The sequence below is a fragment of the Escherichia sp. KTE31 genome (genome assembly GCF_000407925.1).
Taxonomy (GTDB): Bacteria; Pseudomonadota; Gammaproteobacteria; order Enterobacterales; family Enterobacteriaceae; genus Escherichia; species Escherichia ruysiae.
The window spans coordinates 956,822-972,259 of the sequence record NZ_KE136726.1 but is presented as its reverse complement, the minus strand read 5'-3'; the positions used below and the strand labels follow the sequence as shown (position 1 = coordinate 972,259).

Here is a 15,438-nt window from a genome sequence, read left to right as displayed (position 1 = left end):
CCGGAGGCGCAGCTTTCCGGCATTGAATTTCAAAATAAGGAAACAGAGTTATGGCACTTTGGGGCGGGCGTTTTACCCAGGCAGCAGATCAACGGTTCAAACAATTCAACGACTCACTGCGCTTTGATTACCGTCTGGCGGAGCAGGATATTGTTGGCTCTGTGGCCTGGTCCAAAGCCCTGGTAACGGTAGGCGTGTTGACCGCAGAAGAGCAGGCGCAACTGGAAGAGGCGCTGAACGTGCTGCTGGAAGAGGTTCGCGCCAGGCCACAACAAATCCTTGAAAGCGACGCCGAAGATATCCATAGCTGGGTGGAAGGTAAACTGATCGACAAAGTGGGTCAGTTAGGCAAAAAACTGCATACCGGGCGTAGCCGTAATGATCAGGTAGCAACCGATCTGAAGTTGTGGTGCAAAGATACCGTTGGCGAGTTGCTGACGGCTAACCGGCAGCTGCAATCGGCGCTGGTGGAAACCGCGCAAAACAATCAGGATGCGGTAATGCCGGGTTACACGCACCTGCAACGCGCCCAGCCGGTAACTTTCGCGCACTGGTGCCTGGCCTATGTTGAGATGCTGGCGCGTGATGAAAGTCGTTTGCAGGATGCGCTTAAGCGTCTGGATGTCAGCCCGTTAGGCTGTGGCGCACTGGCGGGAACGGCCTATGAAATCGATCGTGAACAGTTAGCAGGCTGGCTGGGCTTTGCCTCGGCGACACGTAACAGTCTGGACAGCGTTTCTGACCGTGATCATGTGCTGGAGCTGCTTTCTGCTGCCGCCATCGGCATGGTGCATCTGTCGCGTTTTGCCGAAGATCTGATTTTCTTTAACACCGGCGAAGCGGGATTTGTGGAGCTTTCTGACCGCGTTACTTCCGGTTCATCATTAATGCCGCAGAAGAAAAATCCGGATGCGCTGGAGCTGATTCGCGGTAAATGCGGTCGGGTGCAGGGCGCGTTAACCGGCATGATGATGACGCTGAAAGGTTTGCCGCTGGCTTACAACAAAGATATGCAGGAAGACAAAGAAGGTCTGTTCGACGCGCTCGACACCTGGCTGGACTGCCTGCATATGGCGGCGCTGGTGCTGGACGGTATTCAGGTGAAACGCCCGCGTTGCCAGGAAGCGGCGCAGCAGGGTTACGCGAACGCCACTGAACTGGCGGATTACCTGGTGGCGAAAGGCGTGCCGTTCCGCGAGGCGCACCATATCGTGGGTGAGGCGGTGGTGGAAGCCATTCGTCAGGGCAAACCGCTGGAAGATCTGCCGCTCGCCGAGTTGCAGAAATTCAGCCAGGTGATTGGCGAAGATGTCTATCCGATTCTGTCGCTGCAATCGTGCCTCGACAAGCGCGCGGCAAAAGGCGGTGTTTCACCGCAGCAGGTGGCACAGGCGATTGCTTTTGCAAAGGCTCGGTTAGGGTAACGCTCCCCTGAGAATGGAGCGTTTGCCTGATGCGCTTTGTTTATCATGTCTACGTAGTGTTGCACTTTGTAGGCATGATAAGACGCGACAGCGTCGCATCAGGCAGTATTCTGTTGACCTTAAATTTAACGCCCAACCAGAACCATTATTTGTTACATGCCTTTTTATTCTTGCTTTACTCTCTCTATAAAAATCATATTTTAAATATACCAGGCGATACACAGTTTAATTAATTGAATATAATTAATTTCTATTGTTGTGTTTGTTTTTAAGATTGATGGTATTTATTATGTGATTATTTAACACGTTGTTTTAACGATGATGATTAATAGTGTAGGTCAAATTTGAGGATGTTTTTGCTCCTCGGCGGAAATTTTTATTTTTAATGTGATCACGGTTGAATAATCACCCTTTCTCTCTTGTATGGTAGTAGGCGCAAAATTAAGTTTGAAGCGTCTATTTACAACACAGGAGATTGCAATAATGAAAATTATTGCTGCGGACGTTTTTGTTACTTGCCCCGGGCGTAATTTCGTTACGCTTAAAATAACCACTGAAAGCGGACTTTGTGGGCTGGGAGATGCCACGTTAAATGGTCGCGAATTGTCGGTCGCTTCTTATCTGAAAGATCATCTTTGCCTACAATTAATTGGCCGCGATGCCAGCCGTATCGAAGATATCTGGCAATTCTTTTATAAAGGCGCTTACTGGCGACGTGGCCCCGTCACGATGTCGGCCATTTCTGCCATTGATATGGCGTTGTGGGATATCAAAGCGAAAGCAGCCAATATGCCGCTGTATCAATTGCTTGGCGGTGCTTCTCGTGAGGGCGTGATGGTTTATTGCCATACCACCGGGCGCACGATTGATGAAGTCCTTGAAGACTATGCGAAGCATCAGCAGATGGGCTTTAAGGCGATTCGTGTGCAGTGCGGTGTGCCTGGGATGCAAACCACCTATGGCCTGGCGAAGGGCAAAGGGCTGGCGTACGAACCGGCAACCAAAGGTCAGTGGCCGGAAGAGCAGTTGTGGTCGACGGAAAAATATCTCGATTTCACGCCGAAGTTATTCGAGGCGGTGCGCAATAAGTTCGGTTTTAACGAACATCTGTTGCATGACATGCACCATCGCCTTACCCCCATCGAAGCGGCGCGTTTTGGAAAGAGCATTGAGGATTACCGCCTGTTCTGGATGGAAGATCCAACGCCTGCCGAGAATCAGGAATGTTTCCGTTTGATTCGCCAGCATACCGTGACGCCGATTGCGGTCGGTGAAGTGTTTAACAGTATCTGGGACTGCAAGCAGTTAATCGAAGAGCAGTTAATTGACTATATTCGCACGACGATTACCCATGCAGGCGGCATTACCGGAATGCGGCGGATTGCTGATTTCGCATCGCTTTATCAGGTACGTACCGGTTCGCACGGTCCTTCTGATTTATCGCCCATTTGCCATGCGGCGGCGCTGCATTTTGACCTCTGGGTGCCAAACTTCGGCGTTCAGGAGTACATGGGCTATTCCGAACAAATGCTTGAAGTCTTCCCGCATAGCTGGCGCTTCGAGGAGGGGTATATGCACCCGGGCGACGCGCCTGGGCTGGGTATTTCTTTCGATGAGAAACTGGCGGCGAAATATCCGTATGACCCGGCGTATCTCCCCATCGCACGACTGGAAGATGGCACATTGTGGAACTGGTAATAACGGTTCGCTTAATTATTTTCTGAATAATCATCAAATCGATTAATTCCGCTCAAGGAGCTAAAAATGGACGTTGATGTGTCAACCAGTGTTGCGGGTAATAAACCGCAACGGATTCGTCGTATTCAGACAGTGACGTTGGTTTTATTATTTATGGCGGGGATCGTTAATTTTCTCGACCGTTCGTCGTTGAGTGTGGCAGGAGAAGCAATTCGTGGCGAGTTAGGATTATCGGCGACAGAATTTGGCGTTTTGCTTTCTGCATTTTCTCTGTCTTATGGTTTTTCACAACTTCCTTCCGGTATTTTGCTAGACCGCTTTGGTCCACGAATAGTCTTGGGCGCAGGTTTAATATTCTGGTCATTAATGCAGGCATTAACAGGAATGGTTAATTCTTTTAGCCACTTTATTTTAATGCGTATTGGATTGGGTATTGGCGAAGCGCCGTTTATGCCTGCGGGAGTGAAATCTATTACCGACTGGTATGCGCAAAAAGAACGCGGCACGGCGCTGGGGATTTTTAACTCATCTACCGTTATCGGCCAGGCCATCGCGCCTCCTGCTCTTGTATTGATGCAACTGGCATGGGGCTGGCGGGCGATGTTCGTTATCATCGGCGTAGCGGGGATTCTGGTTGGGATCTGCTGGTACGCGTGGTATCGCAACCGGGCGCAGTTTGTCCTGACCGACGAAGAACGGACGTATCTCTCCGCGCCGGTTAAACCGCGTCCACAGCTGCAATTTAGCGAGTGGCTGGCGCTGTTTAAGCACCGGACAACCTGGGGGATGATTTTAGGTTTCTCTGGCGTTAACTATACCGGTTGGCTCTACATCGCGTGGTTACCCGGCTATTTGCAGGCTGAGCAAGGTTTCAGTCTGGCGAAAACGGGCTGGGTGGCGGCGATTCCTTTCCTCGCGGCGGCGGTCGGGATGTGGGTTAACGGTATTGTTGTCGATCGACTGGCGAAAAAAGGCTACGACCTGGCGAAGACGCGTAAAACGGCTATTGTTTGCGGTTTGATGATGTCGGCATTAGGAACGTTGCTGGTCGTGCAATCTTCCTCGCCTGCGCAAGCGGTGGCGTTTATCTCAATGGCGCTGTTCTGTGTGCATTTTGCGGGAACATCTGCATGGGGACTGGTTCAGGTGATGGTGTCAGAAACAAAAGTGGCTTCCATCGCCGGGATTCAAAACTTTGGTAGTTTTGTCTTTGCTTCCTTTGCCCCGATAGTGACCGGCTGGGTGGTGGATACCACGCACTCATTTAATCTGGCGCTGGTTATCGCAGCCTGTGTGACCTTCACTGGCGCACTGTGTTACTTCTTTATCGTCAAAGATCGCATTGAGTAAGTCTGGCAGCCTGGCCCTCCGCTGGAGGGTCGGAATAAATAAAAAAAAGCGGATCCTGGAGATCCGCAAAAGTTCACGTTGGCTTTAGTTATTCGAGTTGAGAAACTCTCGAAACGGGCAGTGACTTCAAGGGTTAAAGAGGTGCCGCTCCGTTTCTGTGAGCAATTATCAGTCAGAATGCTTGATAGGGATAATCGTTCGTTGCTATGCTACCTATCGCCATGAACTATCGTGGCGATGGAGGATGGATAATGAATATTCGTGATCTTGAGTACCTGGTGGCACTGGCCGAACACCGCCATTTTCGGCGAGCGGCAGATTCCTGCCACGTTAGCCAACCGACGCTTAGCGGGCAAATTCGTAAGCTGGAAGATGAGCTGGGTGTGATGTTGCTGGAGCGGACCAGCCGTAAAGTGTTATTCACCCAGGCGGGAATGCTGCTGGTGGATCAGGCGCGTACCGTGCTGCGCGAGGTGAAAGTCCTTAAAGAGATGGCAAGCCAGCAGGGCGAGACCATGTCCGGGCCGCTGCACATTGGTTTGATTCCTACGGTCGGGCCTTACCTGCTACCGCATATTATCCCGATGCTGCACCAGACTTTCCCGAAGCTGGAAATGTATCTGCATGAAGCGCAGACCCACCAGTTACTGACGCAGCTGGACAGTGGCAAACTCGACTGCGTGATCCTCGCGCTGGTAAAAGAGAGCGAAGCATTCATTGAAGTGCCGTTGTTTGATGAGCCAATGCTGCTGGCAATCTACGAAGATCATCCGTGGGCCAACCGCGAATGTGTACCAATGGCCGATCTGGCAGGGGAAAAACTGCTGATGCTGGAAGATGGTCACTGTCTGCGCGATCAGGCGATGGGCTTCTGCTTTGAAGCGGGGGCGGATGAAGATACACATTTCCGTGCGACCAGCCTGGAAACGCTGCGTAATATGGTGGCGGCAGGTAGCGGCATCACCTTGCTGCCTGCGCTGGCAGTGCCGCCGGAGCGTAAACGCGACGGCATTGTCTATCTGCCGTGCATTAAACCTGAACCGCGTCGCACTATTGGTCTGGTTTATCGTCCTGGCTCACCGCTGCGTAGTCGTTATGAACAGCTGGCAGAGGCCATCCGCGCAAAAATGGATGGCCATTTCGATAAAGCGTTAAAACAGGCGGTTTAAGCCGTTTAGTGCCGCTACCCGATAGGCTTCCGCCATCGTCGGGTAGTTAAAGGTGGTGTTAACGAAGTACTCAATGGTGTTGCCGCCACCTTTCTGTTCCATAATCGCCTGACCGATATGAATAATTTCGGCAGCGCGCTCGCCAAAGCAATGGATCCCCAGAATCTCTTTTGTTTCCCGATGGAACAAGATTTTTAGCGTACCCACGTTCATGCCAACGATTTGCGCTCGCGCCAGATGTTTGAACTGGGCGCGACCCACTTCATACGGCACTTTCATCGCGGTCAGCTGCTGTTCGGTTTTACCGACTGAGCTGATTTCCGGGATGGTGTAGATGCCGGTAGGGATATCTTCAATCAGATGCGCGGTGGCTTCACCTTTTACCAGCGCCTGCGCGGCAATGCGCCCCTGGTCGTAGGCCGCCGAAGCCAGGCTTGGATAACCAATCACGTCGCCCACTGCGTAAACGTGCGGCTGTGCGGTCTGATACATGCTGTTGACCTTAAGCTGTCCGCGACTGTCAGTTTCCAGCCCAATGTTCTGTAACGCCAGTGAATCGGTATTACCGGTGCGACCGTTGGCATAGAGCAGACAGTCTGCTTTCAGTTTCTTGCCTGACTTCAGGTGCATGATTACGCCGTCGTCGCAACCTTCAATCTTCTCGTACTCTTCGTTGTGACGAATTACCACACCGCTGTTCCAGAAGTGGTAGGAGAGAGAATCTGACATCTCTTGATCAAGAAAAGCCAACAAACGATCGCGGGTGTTGATCAGATCCACTTTCACATCCATTCCACGGAAGATCGATGCGTATTCACAGCCGATCACTCCAGCACCGTAAATAAGCACGTGGCGCGGTTCGTGATGCATGCTAAGAATTGAGTCGCTGTCGTAAATGCGCGGATGGGTAAAATCAACGTCTGCTGGATGATATGGGCGAGAACCGCAGGCAATAACAAATTTTTCTGCGGTCAGCGTTTCGACCGTGCCGTCCGGGCAATCCAGCGCCAGCGTGTGTTCGTCAACAAAGCGGGCGTTTCCCTGCAATATTTCACAGTGATTACGTTCGTAAAATCCCTGACGCATACGTGTTTGTTGATTGATCACGTTATCGGCATGGTTAAGGATATCGGCAAAAGAAGAGCGGAGCAGTCGCGAATGGTCGCTGTAAAGTGGGTTTTGATTAAATTCTATAATGCGGCTGACGGCGTGACGGAGAGCTTTCGACGGAATGGTGCCCCAATGGGTGCAACCGCCGCCAACATTTTGATAACGCTCGATAACTGCGACGCGCGCGCCTTGCTTAACCAGGCCCATTGCAGCGCCTTCGCCGCCGGGGCCGGAACCTATTACTATGGCATCGTAATCGTAGGAATGTGGCATGGTAGGGCTTACCTGTTCTTATACATAAAAGCAACAGAATGGTAACATTTTATCGCAGGTAAGCCAATTGATCCCCGTCATTTATCCGGCTATATCGTGAGCGGCCTTTGTGTTGTCTGCCCCTTTTTCATTTCATTAATTCACTATTAATCGCTTTTTCTTGTGACTGGCAGTTTTATCTTGCTGAAGTGTGCTTTTTTGTTATTGTCTTTGTGAAATATTCTTATAAAACAAATATATAAATATTTTATATTGATGGCGCATTTGTATTTATACCATCAATAAAATCCGTCAATTAGCCTGTTTATCTATAAATAAGGGAATAGCAGATGATCGAACACTATATTCGTGGGTTTGAGGAAGAACTGCGCGAGATTCGCCATCGGATCCATGAAAACCCGGAGCTGGGGTTACAGGAGTTTCAAACCAGCGCGTTGGTAGCAGAAAAGCTGCGACAGTGGGGCTATGAGGTAGAGCAAGGGCTGGCGACGACCGGCGTGGTTGCCACCTTAAAAGTGGGCGACGGAGAGAAAAGTATTGGTTTGCGGGCGGATATGGATGCGTTACCGATTTATGAAAATAGCGGCAAACCCTGGTCCAGCAAACAACCTGGTTTGATGCATGCCTGCGGGCATGACGGACATACCACAATATTGCTGGGTGCCGCGCGCTATCTTGCCGAAACCCGCCGCTTTAACGGCACGTTGCGTCTCATCTTTCAGCCAGCCGAAGAGATGATCAACGGCGGTGAGATTATGGTTAAAGAAGGTCTTTTTGACCGTTTCCCCTGCGATGTGATTTTCGGTATGCACAACATGCCGGGCCTGCCGGTTGGCAAGTTTTACTTCCAGCCTGGGGCGCTGATGGCGTCAATGGATCAGTTCCACATTACGGTTCGTGGTTGTGGTGGACACGGTGCGATCCCCCACAAAGCCATCGACCCGGTGCTGGTCGCGGCACATATCACCACCGCATTACAAAGCATTGTGTCGCGCAATGTCGATCCACTGGAAGCGGCGGTCATTACCGTCGGCAGCATTGTTGCGGGTGAGGCTGCTAACGTCATTCCGGATAGTGCTGAGATGAAAATCAGCGTCCGCTCTCTTAGCCGTGAAACCCGGCAACTTCTTCTGACCCGTATTCCTGCTCTGGCACAAGCCCAGGCAGTCAGCTTTGGCGCTACGGCTGATGTGACGCATGTTAACGGCTCTCCGGTATTAGTGAATGATGAGGCGATAGCGAGATTTGCCTGTCAGGTGGCCTGCGAAACGTTTGGTGAAGACAGGGCTGAGTTTGGCATCAAGCCGCTGATGGGCAGTGAAGATTTCTCTTTCATGCTGGAGGCCCAGCCAAAAGGCGCTTTCCTGTTGTTCGGTAATGGTGATGTCGGGGAAGGTTCCTGCATGGTGCATAACCCTGGATACGACTTCAACGATGCAAGTCTGGTGCCGGCAAGTAGCTACTGGGGCGCGCTGGTGGAAGCCTGGTTGCAATAAATAAAACAACACACAACAACACTTTCTGGCAAGGAATATGGAATGACGGCGATCGTAAATGAATCGGTGGGCGTAAAGAAAAAGCCCAGCGGTAAGCGGGTGATTTTTGCCTCGGCGTTTGGCAATGCGCTCGAATTTTTTGATTTTGGCGTTTACAACTTTTTTGTGGTCTATATCAGTACACTTTTCTTTCCTCCCAGTGCCGATCATAACGTCGCGCTGTTACTGGCATTTGCGACTTTTGGCGTGAGCTTTTTTATGCGCCCGCTCGGTGGGATTATTGTTGGCGCCTGGGCCGATCGCTTCGGGCGCAAACCGGCAATGGTGTTCACTATTGCCCTGATGAGCCTTGGTACGCTGATGATCGGCATCGCGCCGACCTATGCGACGGCGGGCTATTGGGGAACGGCAACGCTGGTGCTGGCGCGTCTGATTCAGGGCGTTGCGGCAGGTGGTGAAGTCGGCGCCTCAATGTCTTTGCTGGTTGAGTCTGCGCCGGCAAATCGTCGCGGCTTTTACAGTAGCTGGTCGCTGGCGACTCAGGGGCTGGCAACGACCTTTGGTGGTATCGTCGCTTTAGGTTTGAGTGCATGGTTGCCGTTGGCCACAGGTTCAGAGACCGTAATGGCGGAGTGGGGCTGGCGAGTGCCGTTTTTTATTGGTGTGCTGTTAGCACCCATCGGTTGCTGGCTGCGCCTGAGCCTGGAAAATGATGCGCCTGAACCTGTGCACAATAAAAAAGCCGCTGCCAGCGAAAGTGCGTTTACCCTGCTCCTGCAACATAAATCCACCATTATTAACGGCATCTTGCTTGCTATTGGCAGTACAGTCGCAACCTATATTTCCCTTTTTTACTACGGCACCTGGGCAGCGAAGTATCTGGCTATACCTCAACATTATTCTCATGCAGCGATGTTACTGGCGGGTGTTATTACCTTTGTGGGGGCGCTGCTGGTGGGGATGCTGTGTGATTCGGTCGGGCGTAAAAAGCTGATTTTAATCTCCCGTGTGATGGTGCTTCTCTGTAGCTGGCCTTCGTTCTGGCTGTTGGTGAATTACCCAAGCCCTGGCATGTTGCTGACGGTGGTTTTCGTGATGGTCAGCTTTACTACGCTTGGCGGTGTGCCGGTAATGTTGCTGATTTCCGAACTATTGCCGAAACGGATTCGGGCATTGGGCTTCGCGCTGGTTTATAGCATTGGTGTGGCAATTTTTGGTGGTTTTGCACAATATTTCGCCACGCAATCTATCGTGTTACTGGAGAGTCTGACGGCTCCGGCGTGGTATCTGGGCGGAGGCACGTTGCTGTCGATGCTGGCGTTGTTGTTTGTGAAAGAACCAGCCAAAGAGTTGCAGTAAATATGTTTTATTGCCTTACCGTTCATTCACAATACTGGAGCAATCCAGTATGTTCATTCTCTGGTATAGTGCCAGCAGTACTTTTGGCAAGGATTCAGACATTGTGATGGGCGTAAGAGCGCAACAAAAAGAAAAAACCCGCCGTTCGCTGGTGGAAGCCGCATTTAGCCAATTAAGTGCTGAACGCAGCTTCGCCAGCCTGAGTTTGCGTGAAGTGGCGCGTGAAGCGGGCATTGCTCCCACCTCTTTTTACCGGCATTTCCGCGACGTAGACGAACTGGGTCTGACCATGGTTGATGAGAGCGGTTTAATGCTACGCCAACTCATGCGCCAGGCGCGTCAGCGTATCGCCAAAGGCGGGAGTGTGATCCGCACCTCGGTCTCCACATTTATGGAGTTCATCGGTAATAATCCTAACGCCTTCCGGTTATTATTGCGGGAACGCTCCGGCACTTCCGCTGCGTTTCGTGCTGCCGTTGCGCGTGAAATTCAGCACTTCATTGCGGAACTTGCGGACTATCTGGAACTCGAAAACCATATGCCTCGTGCGTTTACTGAAGCGCAAGCCGAAGCAATGGTGACGATTGTCTTCAGTGCGGGTGCTGAGGCGTTGGACGTCGGCGTCGAACAACGTCGGCAATTAGAAGAGCGACTGGTACTGCAACTGCGAATGATTTCGAAAGGGGCTTATTACTGGTATCGCCGTGAACAAGAAAAAACCGCAATTATTCCGGGAAATGTGAAGGACGAGTAATGAAACAAGCAAATCAAGATAGAGGTACGCTGCTGCTGGCGCTGGTTGCAGGCTTATCGATCAATGGTACTTTTGCGGCGCTGTTTAGCTCCATTGTGCCATTTTCTGTATTCCCGATTATTTCCCTGGTGCTGACAGTTTACTGCCTGCATCAACGTTATCTTAATCGTACTATGCCAGTAGGCTTGCCGGGGCTGGCTGCCGCCTGTTTTATTCTCGGCGTTCTGCTGTACAGCACCGTGGTTCGTGCGGAATATCCGGATATCGGTTCTAACTTCTTCCCGGCTGTGTTGTCGGTCATTATGGTGTTCTGGATTGGCGCGAAGATGCGTAACCGTAAGCAGGAAGTTGCTGAGTAATCGGTAAGATGCCGGATGCTGGCGCATCCGGCATGGGTTTTACTTCGCCGTCAGTAACACGCCGCACTCCATATGGTGCGTGTAGGGGAACTGATCAAACAGAGCCAGACGTTCAACCTTGTGCGTCTGGCTTAATGTTTCCAGATTCTTACACAGTGTTTCCGGGTTGCAGGAGATGTACAAAATACGCGGATACGTCTGCACCATTTTCTCGGTTTCACTGTCCAGACCGCTGCGCGGCGGGTCGACAAAAATGGTTTCGCACTGATAACTCTTTAAATCGATACCCTGTAAACGGTTAAATTCGCGCACACCATTCATTGCCTGGGTAAATTCTTCCGCTGCCATACGAATAATTTGTACGTTATCAATATGGTTAGCGGCAATGTTGTATTGCGCAGCAGCGACCGACGGCTTAGCGATTTCGGTGGCTAATACTCGATCAAAATTGCGCGCCAGAGCTAATGAAAAATTACCGTTGCCGCAGTACAGTTCCAGTAAATCGCCTTTTGAGCCTTTGGTCACGTCCAGCGCCCATTCCAGCATCTGAATGTTCATCGCCGCGTTCGGCTGAGTGAAACTGTTCTCCACCTGACGGTAGATCATCTCTTTCCCTGCGACCGGCAGACGTTCGTCGATGTAATCTTGATCCAGCTCGATTTTGGTTTTCGTTGCCCGACCAATCAGATGCACATTCAGGTTCTGCGCTCGCAGTGCATCGCGCAGGGCTTCTGCCTGCTGGCGCCATTCGTCATCCAGCTTTTTATGGTACAGCAGGGAAACCACCGCCTGATTACTCATCGTGGTGAGATAATCAATCTGGAACAGCTTATGGCGTAGAACAGGATTATTGCGCACACCCGCAATCATCGCGCCCATCAACTGATTGATAAGTTCACTGGCGGCGGGGAAGCTATCCACGCGGATGCGGCTTTTGGTTTGCTGATCGAAAATGATGTGGTACAGGTCATCGCCATCGTGCCAGATGCGGAACTCTGCACGCATCCGGTAATGGCTGACCGGCGAGCGAAACACTTCCGGAACCAGGTCAGAAAACGGCGCCATCATACTTTGTAAACGTACCACTTTTTCGGCTAACTGCGCTTCATACTGTTCTGTTGGAAGGTGTTCGGGGGTCATGATGTATCCTGAAAATGAAATGTACGCGGCGATTGTAGGGATTGCTCATCAGATGTCCAGATCTTGATGTATTCCTATTTGTGAGCTACGTCTGGACAGCAACTTGTTACAACCTGTAGCATCCTCTCGCCGGTCCTGTGAGTTAATAGGGAATCCAGTGCGAATCTGGAGCTGACGCGCAGCGGTAAGGAAAGGTGCGATGATTGCGTAATGCGGACACTGCCATCCGGTGGGAAGTCATCATCTCTTTGTATCTTCAGATACCCCTCCAAGCCCGAAGACCTGCCGGCTAACGTCGCATCTGGTTCTCATCATCGCGTAATATTGATGAAACCTGCGGCATCCTTCTTCTATTGTGGATGCTTTACAATGATTAAAAAAGCTTCGCTGCTGACGGCGTGTTCTGTCACAGCCTTTTCCGCTTGGGCACAGGATACCAGCCCGGATACTCTCGTCGTTACTGCTAACCGTTTTGAACAGCCGCGCAGCACTGTGCTTGCTCCCACTACCGTTGTGACGCGTCAGGATATCGACCGCTGGCAATCGACCTCAGTCAATGATGTGCTGCGCCGTCTCCCGGGCGTGGATATCACCCAAAACGGCGGTTCAGGTCAGCTCTCATCTATTTTTATTCGCGGCACTAACGCCAGTCATGTGTTGGTGTTAATTGATGGTGTACGCCTGAATCTGGCAGGGGTGAGTGGTTCTGCTGACCTTAGCCAGTTCCCTATTGCGCTTGTCCAGCGTGTTGAATATATCCGTGGGCCGAGATCCGCCGTTTATGGTTCCGATGCAATAGGCGGGGTGGTGAATATCATCACGACACGCGATGAACCCGGAACGGAAATTTCAGCGGGATGGGGAAGCAATAGTTATCAGAACTACGATGTCTCTACGCAACAGCAGTTGGGGGATAAGACTCGGGTAACCTTGTTGGGCGATTACGCTTATACCCATGGTTATGATGTTGTCGCCTATGGCAATACCGGAACGCAAGCGCAGCCAGATAACGATGGTTTCTTAAGCAAAACGCTTTATGGTGCGCTGGAACATAATTTTACCGATGCCTGGAGCGGCTTTGTGCGCGGCTATGGCTATGATAATCGTACTAATTATGACGCGTATTATTCTCCAGGCTCGCCGCTGCTCGATACTCGCAAACTCTATAGCCAAAGCTGGGATGCCGGGCTGCGCTATAACGGCGAGCTGATTAAATCACAACTGATTACCAGCTACAGCCACAGCAAAGATTACAACTACGATCCGCATTATGGTCGTTATGATTCGTCCGCAACGCTTGATGAAATGAAGCAATATACCGTCCAGTGGGCAAATAACGTTACCGTTGGCCACGGTAATATTGGCGCGGGCGTTGACTGGCAGAAACAGACTACGACGCCGGGTACTGGTTATGTTGAGGATGGGTATGATCAACGTAACACCGGTCTCTATCTGACCGGATTGCAACAAGTCGGCGATTTTACCTTTGAAGGTGCTGCACGCAGCGACGATAACTCACAGTTTGGTCGTCATGGAACCTGGCAAACGAGTGCCGGTTGGGAATTCATCGAAGGCTATCGTTTTATCGCTTCTTATGGCACGTCGTACAAGGCACCTAATCTTGGGCAACTCTACGGCTTCTACGGTAATCCGGATCTGAACCCTGAGAAAAGCAAACAGTGGGAAGGGGCGTTTGAAGGCTTAACTGCTGGAGTGAACTGGCGTATTTCTGGATATCGTAACGATGTTAGTGACTTGATCGATTACGATGATCACACCCTGAAATACTACAACGAAGGGAAAGCGCGGATTAAGGGCGTCGAGGCGACCGCCAATTTTGATACCGGACCGCTGACGCATACGGTGAGTTATGATTATGTCGATGCGCGTAACGCGATTACCGACACGCCGTTGCTACGTCGCGCTAAACAGCAGGTGAAATATCAGCTCGACTGGCAACTGTATGACTTCGACTGGGGTATTACTTATCAGTATTTAGGCACTCGCTATGATAAGGATTACTCATCTTATCCTTATCAAACCGTTAAAATGGGCGGTGTGAGCTTGTGGGATCTTGCGGTTGCGTATCCGGTCACCTCTCATCTGACTGTTCGTGGTAAAATAGCCAACTTGTTCGACAAAGATTACGAGACAGTCTATGGCTACCAAACTGCAGGACGGGAATACACCTTGTCTGGCAGCTACACCTTCTGAACCACGTCCCACCGTGCTGGTGTTTGACTCCGGCGTCGGTGGGCTGTCGGTCTATGACGAGATCCGGCGTCTCTTACCGGATCTCCATTACATTTATGCTTTCGATAATGTCGCTTTCCCGTATGGCGAAAAAAGCGAAGAGTTTATTGTTGAGCGCGTAGTGGAAATTGTCACTGCCGTGCAAGAGCGTTATCCCCTTGCGCTGGCTGTGGTGGCCTGCAACACCGCCAGCACCGTTTCACTTCCTGCTTTGCGCGAAAAGTTCGCTTTCCCGGTTGTCGGCGTCGTGCCGGCGATTAAACCCGCAGCGCGTTTGACCGCTAATGGCATTGTTGGATTGCTGGCAACACGCGGTACGGTGAAACGTTCTTATACCCATGAGCTGATTGCGCGTTTCGCTAATGAATGCCAGATAGAGATGCTGGGCTCGGCAGAAATGGTTGAGCTGGCTGAAGCGAAGCTGCATGGCGAAGAAATTTCTCTGGATGCGCTAAAGCGTATCTTGCGCCCATGGTTAAGAATGAAAGAGCCACCAGATACCGTTGTTCTGGGTTGTACTCATTTCCCTCTATTACAAGATGAACTGTTACAGGTGCTGCCAGAGGGAACCCGACTGGTAGATTCTGGCGCAGCAATTGCGCGCCGAACGGCCTGGCTGCTGGAACATGAAGCTCCTGAGGCAAAATCTGCCGATGCGAACATTGCCTTTTGCATGGATATGACGCCAGAAGCAGAACAATTATTGCCCGTTTTACAGCGTTATGGCTTCAAAACGCTCGAAAAATTGGCAGTTTTAGGCTGATTTGGTTGAATGTTGCGCGGTCGGAAAATTATTTTAAATTTCCTCTTGTCAGGCCGGAATAACTCCCTATAATGCGCCACCACTGACACGGAACAACGGCAGACAAGCCGCCGGGTCAGCGGGATTCTCCTGAGAATTCCGGCAGAGAAAAGCAAAAAAATGCTTGACTCTGTAGCGGGAAAGCGTATTATGCACACCCCGCGCCGCTGAGAAAAAGCGAAGCGGCACTGCTCTTTAACAATTTATCAGACAATCTGTGTGGGCACTCGAAGATACGGATTCTTAACGTC

The 15,438-nt window shown here is 51.1% G+C and carries 12 protein-coding genes and 1 riboswitch; of the genes, 10 read left to right on the top strand and 2 right to left on the bottom strand.

What is annotated here, in order from left to right; translation table 11 throughout:
• Nucleotides 1–50: 50 nt before the first annotated feature.
• The 4 genes from argH (at nt 51) to oxyR (ending at nt 5,641) form a co-directional block, all read left to right on the top strand.
• Nucleotides 51–1,424 carry an argininosuccinate lyase gene (argH, locus tag WES_RS01165; RefSeq protein ID WP_001230104.1) on the top strand — a complete coding sequence of 458 codons (1,374 nt, stop codon included), beginning with the start codon at nt 51–53 and terminating at the stop codon, nt 1,422–1,424.
• 483 nt (nt 1,425–1,907) lie between these two features.
• A complete protein-coding gene (gene manD / locus WES_RS01170) occupies nt 1,908–3,122 on the top strand; it encodes a D-mannonate dehydratase ManD (RefSeq protein WP_016158812.1) in 1,215 nt (404 codons plus the stop codon).
• 66 nt (nt 3,123–3,188) lie between these two features.
• Nucleotides 3,189–4,472 carry an MFS transporter gene (locus WES_RS01175; protein ID WP_000382176.1) on the top strand — a complete coding sequence of 428 codons (1,284 nt, stop codon included), beginning with the start codon at nt 3,189–3,191 and terminating at the stop codon, nt 4,470–4,472.
• Between the two features lie 251 nt (nt 4,473–4,723).
• Nucleotides 4,724–5,641: a DNA-binding transcriptional regulator OxyR gene (gene oxyR / locus WES_RS01180; RefSeq protein ID WP_001025945.1), complete on the top strand. Its 918-nt coding sequence runs from the start codon at nt 4,724–4,726 to the stop codon at nt 5,639–5,641.
• Here the strand turns inward: oxyR and sthA are convergent.
• A complete protein-coding gene (sthA, locus tag WES_RS01185; RefSeq protein WP_001120822.1) occupies nt 5,624–7,024 on the bottom strand; it encodes a Si-specific NAD(P)(+) transhydrogenase in 1,401 nt (466 codons plus the stop codon). The genes oxyR and sthA overlap by 18 nt on opposite strands.
• Nucleotides 7,025–7,353: 329 nt before the next feature.
• On the opposite strand from sthA, the gene WES_RS01190 reads away from it, so the two are divergent.
• The 4 genes from WES_RS01190 (at nt 7,354) to WES_RS01205 (ending at nt 10,992) form a co-directional block, all read left to right on the top strand.
• Nucleotides 7,354–8,520 (top strand): M20 aminoacylase family protein, encoded by a 1,167-nt coding sequence (locus WES_RS01190; protein ID WP_016158811.1) that lies wholly within the window; start codon nt 7,354–7,356, stop codon nt 8,518–8,520.
• Between the two features lie 42 nt (nt 8,521–8,562).
• Nucleotides 8,563–9,879 carry a citrate-proton symporter gene (locus WES_RS01195; RefSeq protein WP_016158810.1) on the top strand — a complete coding sequence of 439 codons (1,317 nt, stop codon included), beginning with the start codon at nt 8,563–8,565 and terminating at the stop codon, nt 9,877–9,879.
• A 103-nt stretch (nt 9,880–9,982) separates the two neighbouring features.
• Nucleotides 9,983–10,633: an HTH-type transcriptional repressor FabR gene (fabR, locus tag WES_RS01200; protein ID WP_001309117.1), complete on the top strand. Its 651-nt coding sequence runs from the start codon at nt 9,983–9,985 to the stop codon at nt 10,631–10,633.
• Entirely contained in the window at nt 10,633–10,992 is a 360-nt protein-coding gene (locus WES_RS01205; protein ID WP_000806411.1) for a YijD family membrane protein, read from the top strand. The genes fabR and WES_RS01205 overlap by 1 nt, the downstream gene beginning before the upstream one ends.
• 39 nt (nt 10,993–11,031) lie before the next feature.
• On the opposite strand, the gene trmA is transcribed toward WES_RS01205, so the two are convergent.
• A complete protein-coding gene (gene trmA, locus WES_RS01210) occupies nt 11,032–12,132 on the bottom strand; it encodes a tRNA (uridine(54)-C5)-methyltransferase TrmA (protein WP_000186993.1) in 1,101 nt (366 codons plus the stop codon).
• Between the two features lie 113 nt (nt 12,133–12,245).
• Nucleotides 12,246–12,437: riboswitch (cobalamin riboswitch) on the top strand.
• Nucleotides 12,438–12,501: 64 nt separating this feature from the next.
• On the opposite strand from trmA, the gene btuB reads away from it, so the two are divergent.
• Together btuB and murI are read left to right on the top strand one after the other, a co-directional pair.
• Nucleotides 12,502–14,346: a TonB-dependent vitamin B12 receptor BtuB gene (btuB, locus tag WES_RS01215; protein WP_010356873.1), complete on the top strand. Its 1,845-nt coding sequence runs from the start codon at nt 12,502–12,504 to the stop codon at nt 14,344–14,346.
• Nucleotides 14,291–15,148 (top strand): glutamate racemase, encoded by an 858-nt coding sequence (murI, locus tag WES_RS01220; protein WP_016158809.1) that lies wholly within the window; start codon nt 14,291–14,293, stop codon nt 15,146–15,148. The genes btuB and murI overlap by 56 nt, the downstream gene beginning before the upstream one ends.
• Nucleotides 15,149–15,438: the final 290 nt, after the last annotated feature.

Bases quoted from the DNA above. Each gene is read 5' to 3' on its own strand.
- argH (WP_001230104.1), top strand. From the start codon at position 51: ATGGCACTTTGGGGCGGGCGTTTTACCCAGGCAGCAGATCAACGGTTC.
- manD (WP_016158812.1), top strand. From the start codon at position 1,908: ATGAAAATTATTGCTGCGGACGTTTTTGTTACTTGCCCCGGGCGTAAT.
- WES_RS01175 (WP_000382176.1), top strand. From the start codon at position 3,189: ATGGACGTTGATGTGTCAACCAGTGTTGCGGGTAATAAACCGCAACGG.
- oxyR (WP_001025945.1), top strand. From the start codon at position 4,724: ATGAATATTCGTGATCTTGAGTACCTGGTGGCACTGGCCGAACACCGC.
- sthA (WP_001120822.1), bottom strand. From the start codon at position 7,024: ATGCCACATTCCTACGATTACGATGCCATAGTAATAGGTTCCGGCCCC.
- WES_RS01190 (WP_016158811.1), top strand. From the start codon at position 7,354: ATGATCGAACACTATATTCGTGGGTTTGAGGAAGAACTGCGCGAGATT.
- WES_RS01195 (WP_016158810.1), top strand. From the start codon at position 8,563: ATGACGGCGATCGTAAATGAATCGGTGGGCGTAAAGAAAAAGCCCAGC.
- WES_RS01205 (WP_000806411.1), top strand. From the start codon at position 10,633: ATGAAACAAGCAAATCAAGATAGAGGTACGCTGCTGCTGGCGCTGGTT.
- trmA (WP_000186993.1), bottom strand. From the start codon at position 12,132: ATGACCCCCGAACACCTTCCAACAGAACAGTATGAAGCGCAGTTAGCC.
- btuB (WP_010356873.1), top strand. From the start codon at position 12,502: ATGATTAAAAAAGCTTCGCTGCTGACGGCGTGTTCTGTCACAGCCTTT.
- murI (WP_016158809.1), top strand. From the start codon at position 14,291: ATGGCTACCAAACTGCAGGACGGGAATACACCTTGTCTGGCAGCTACA.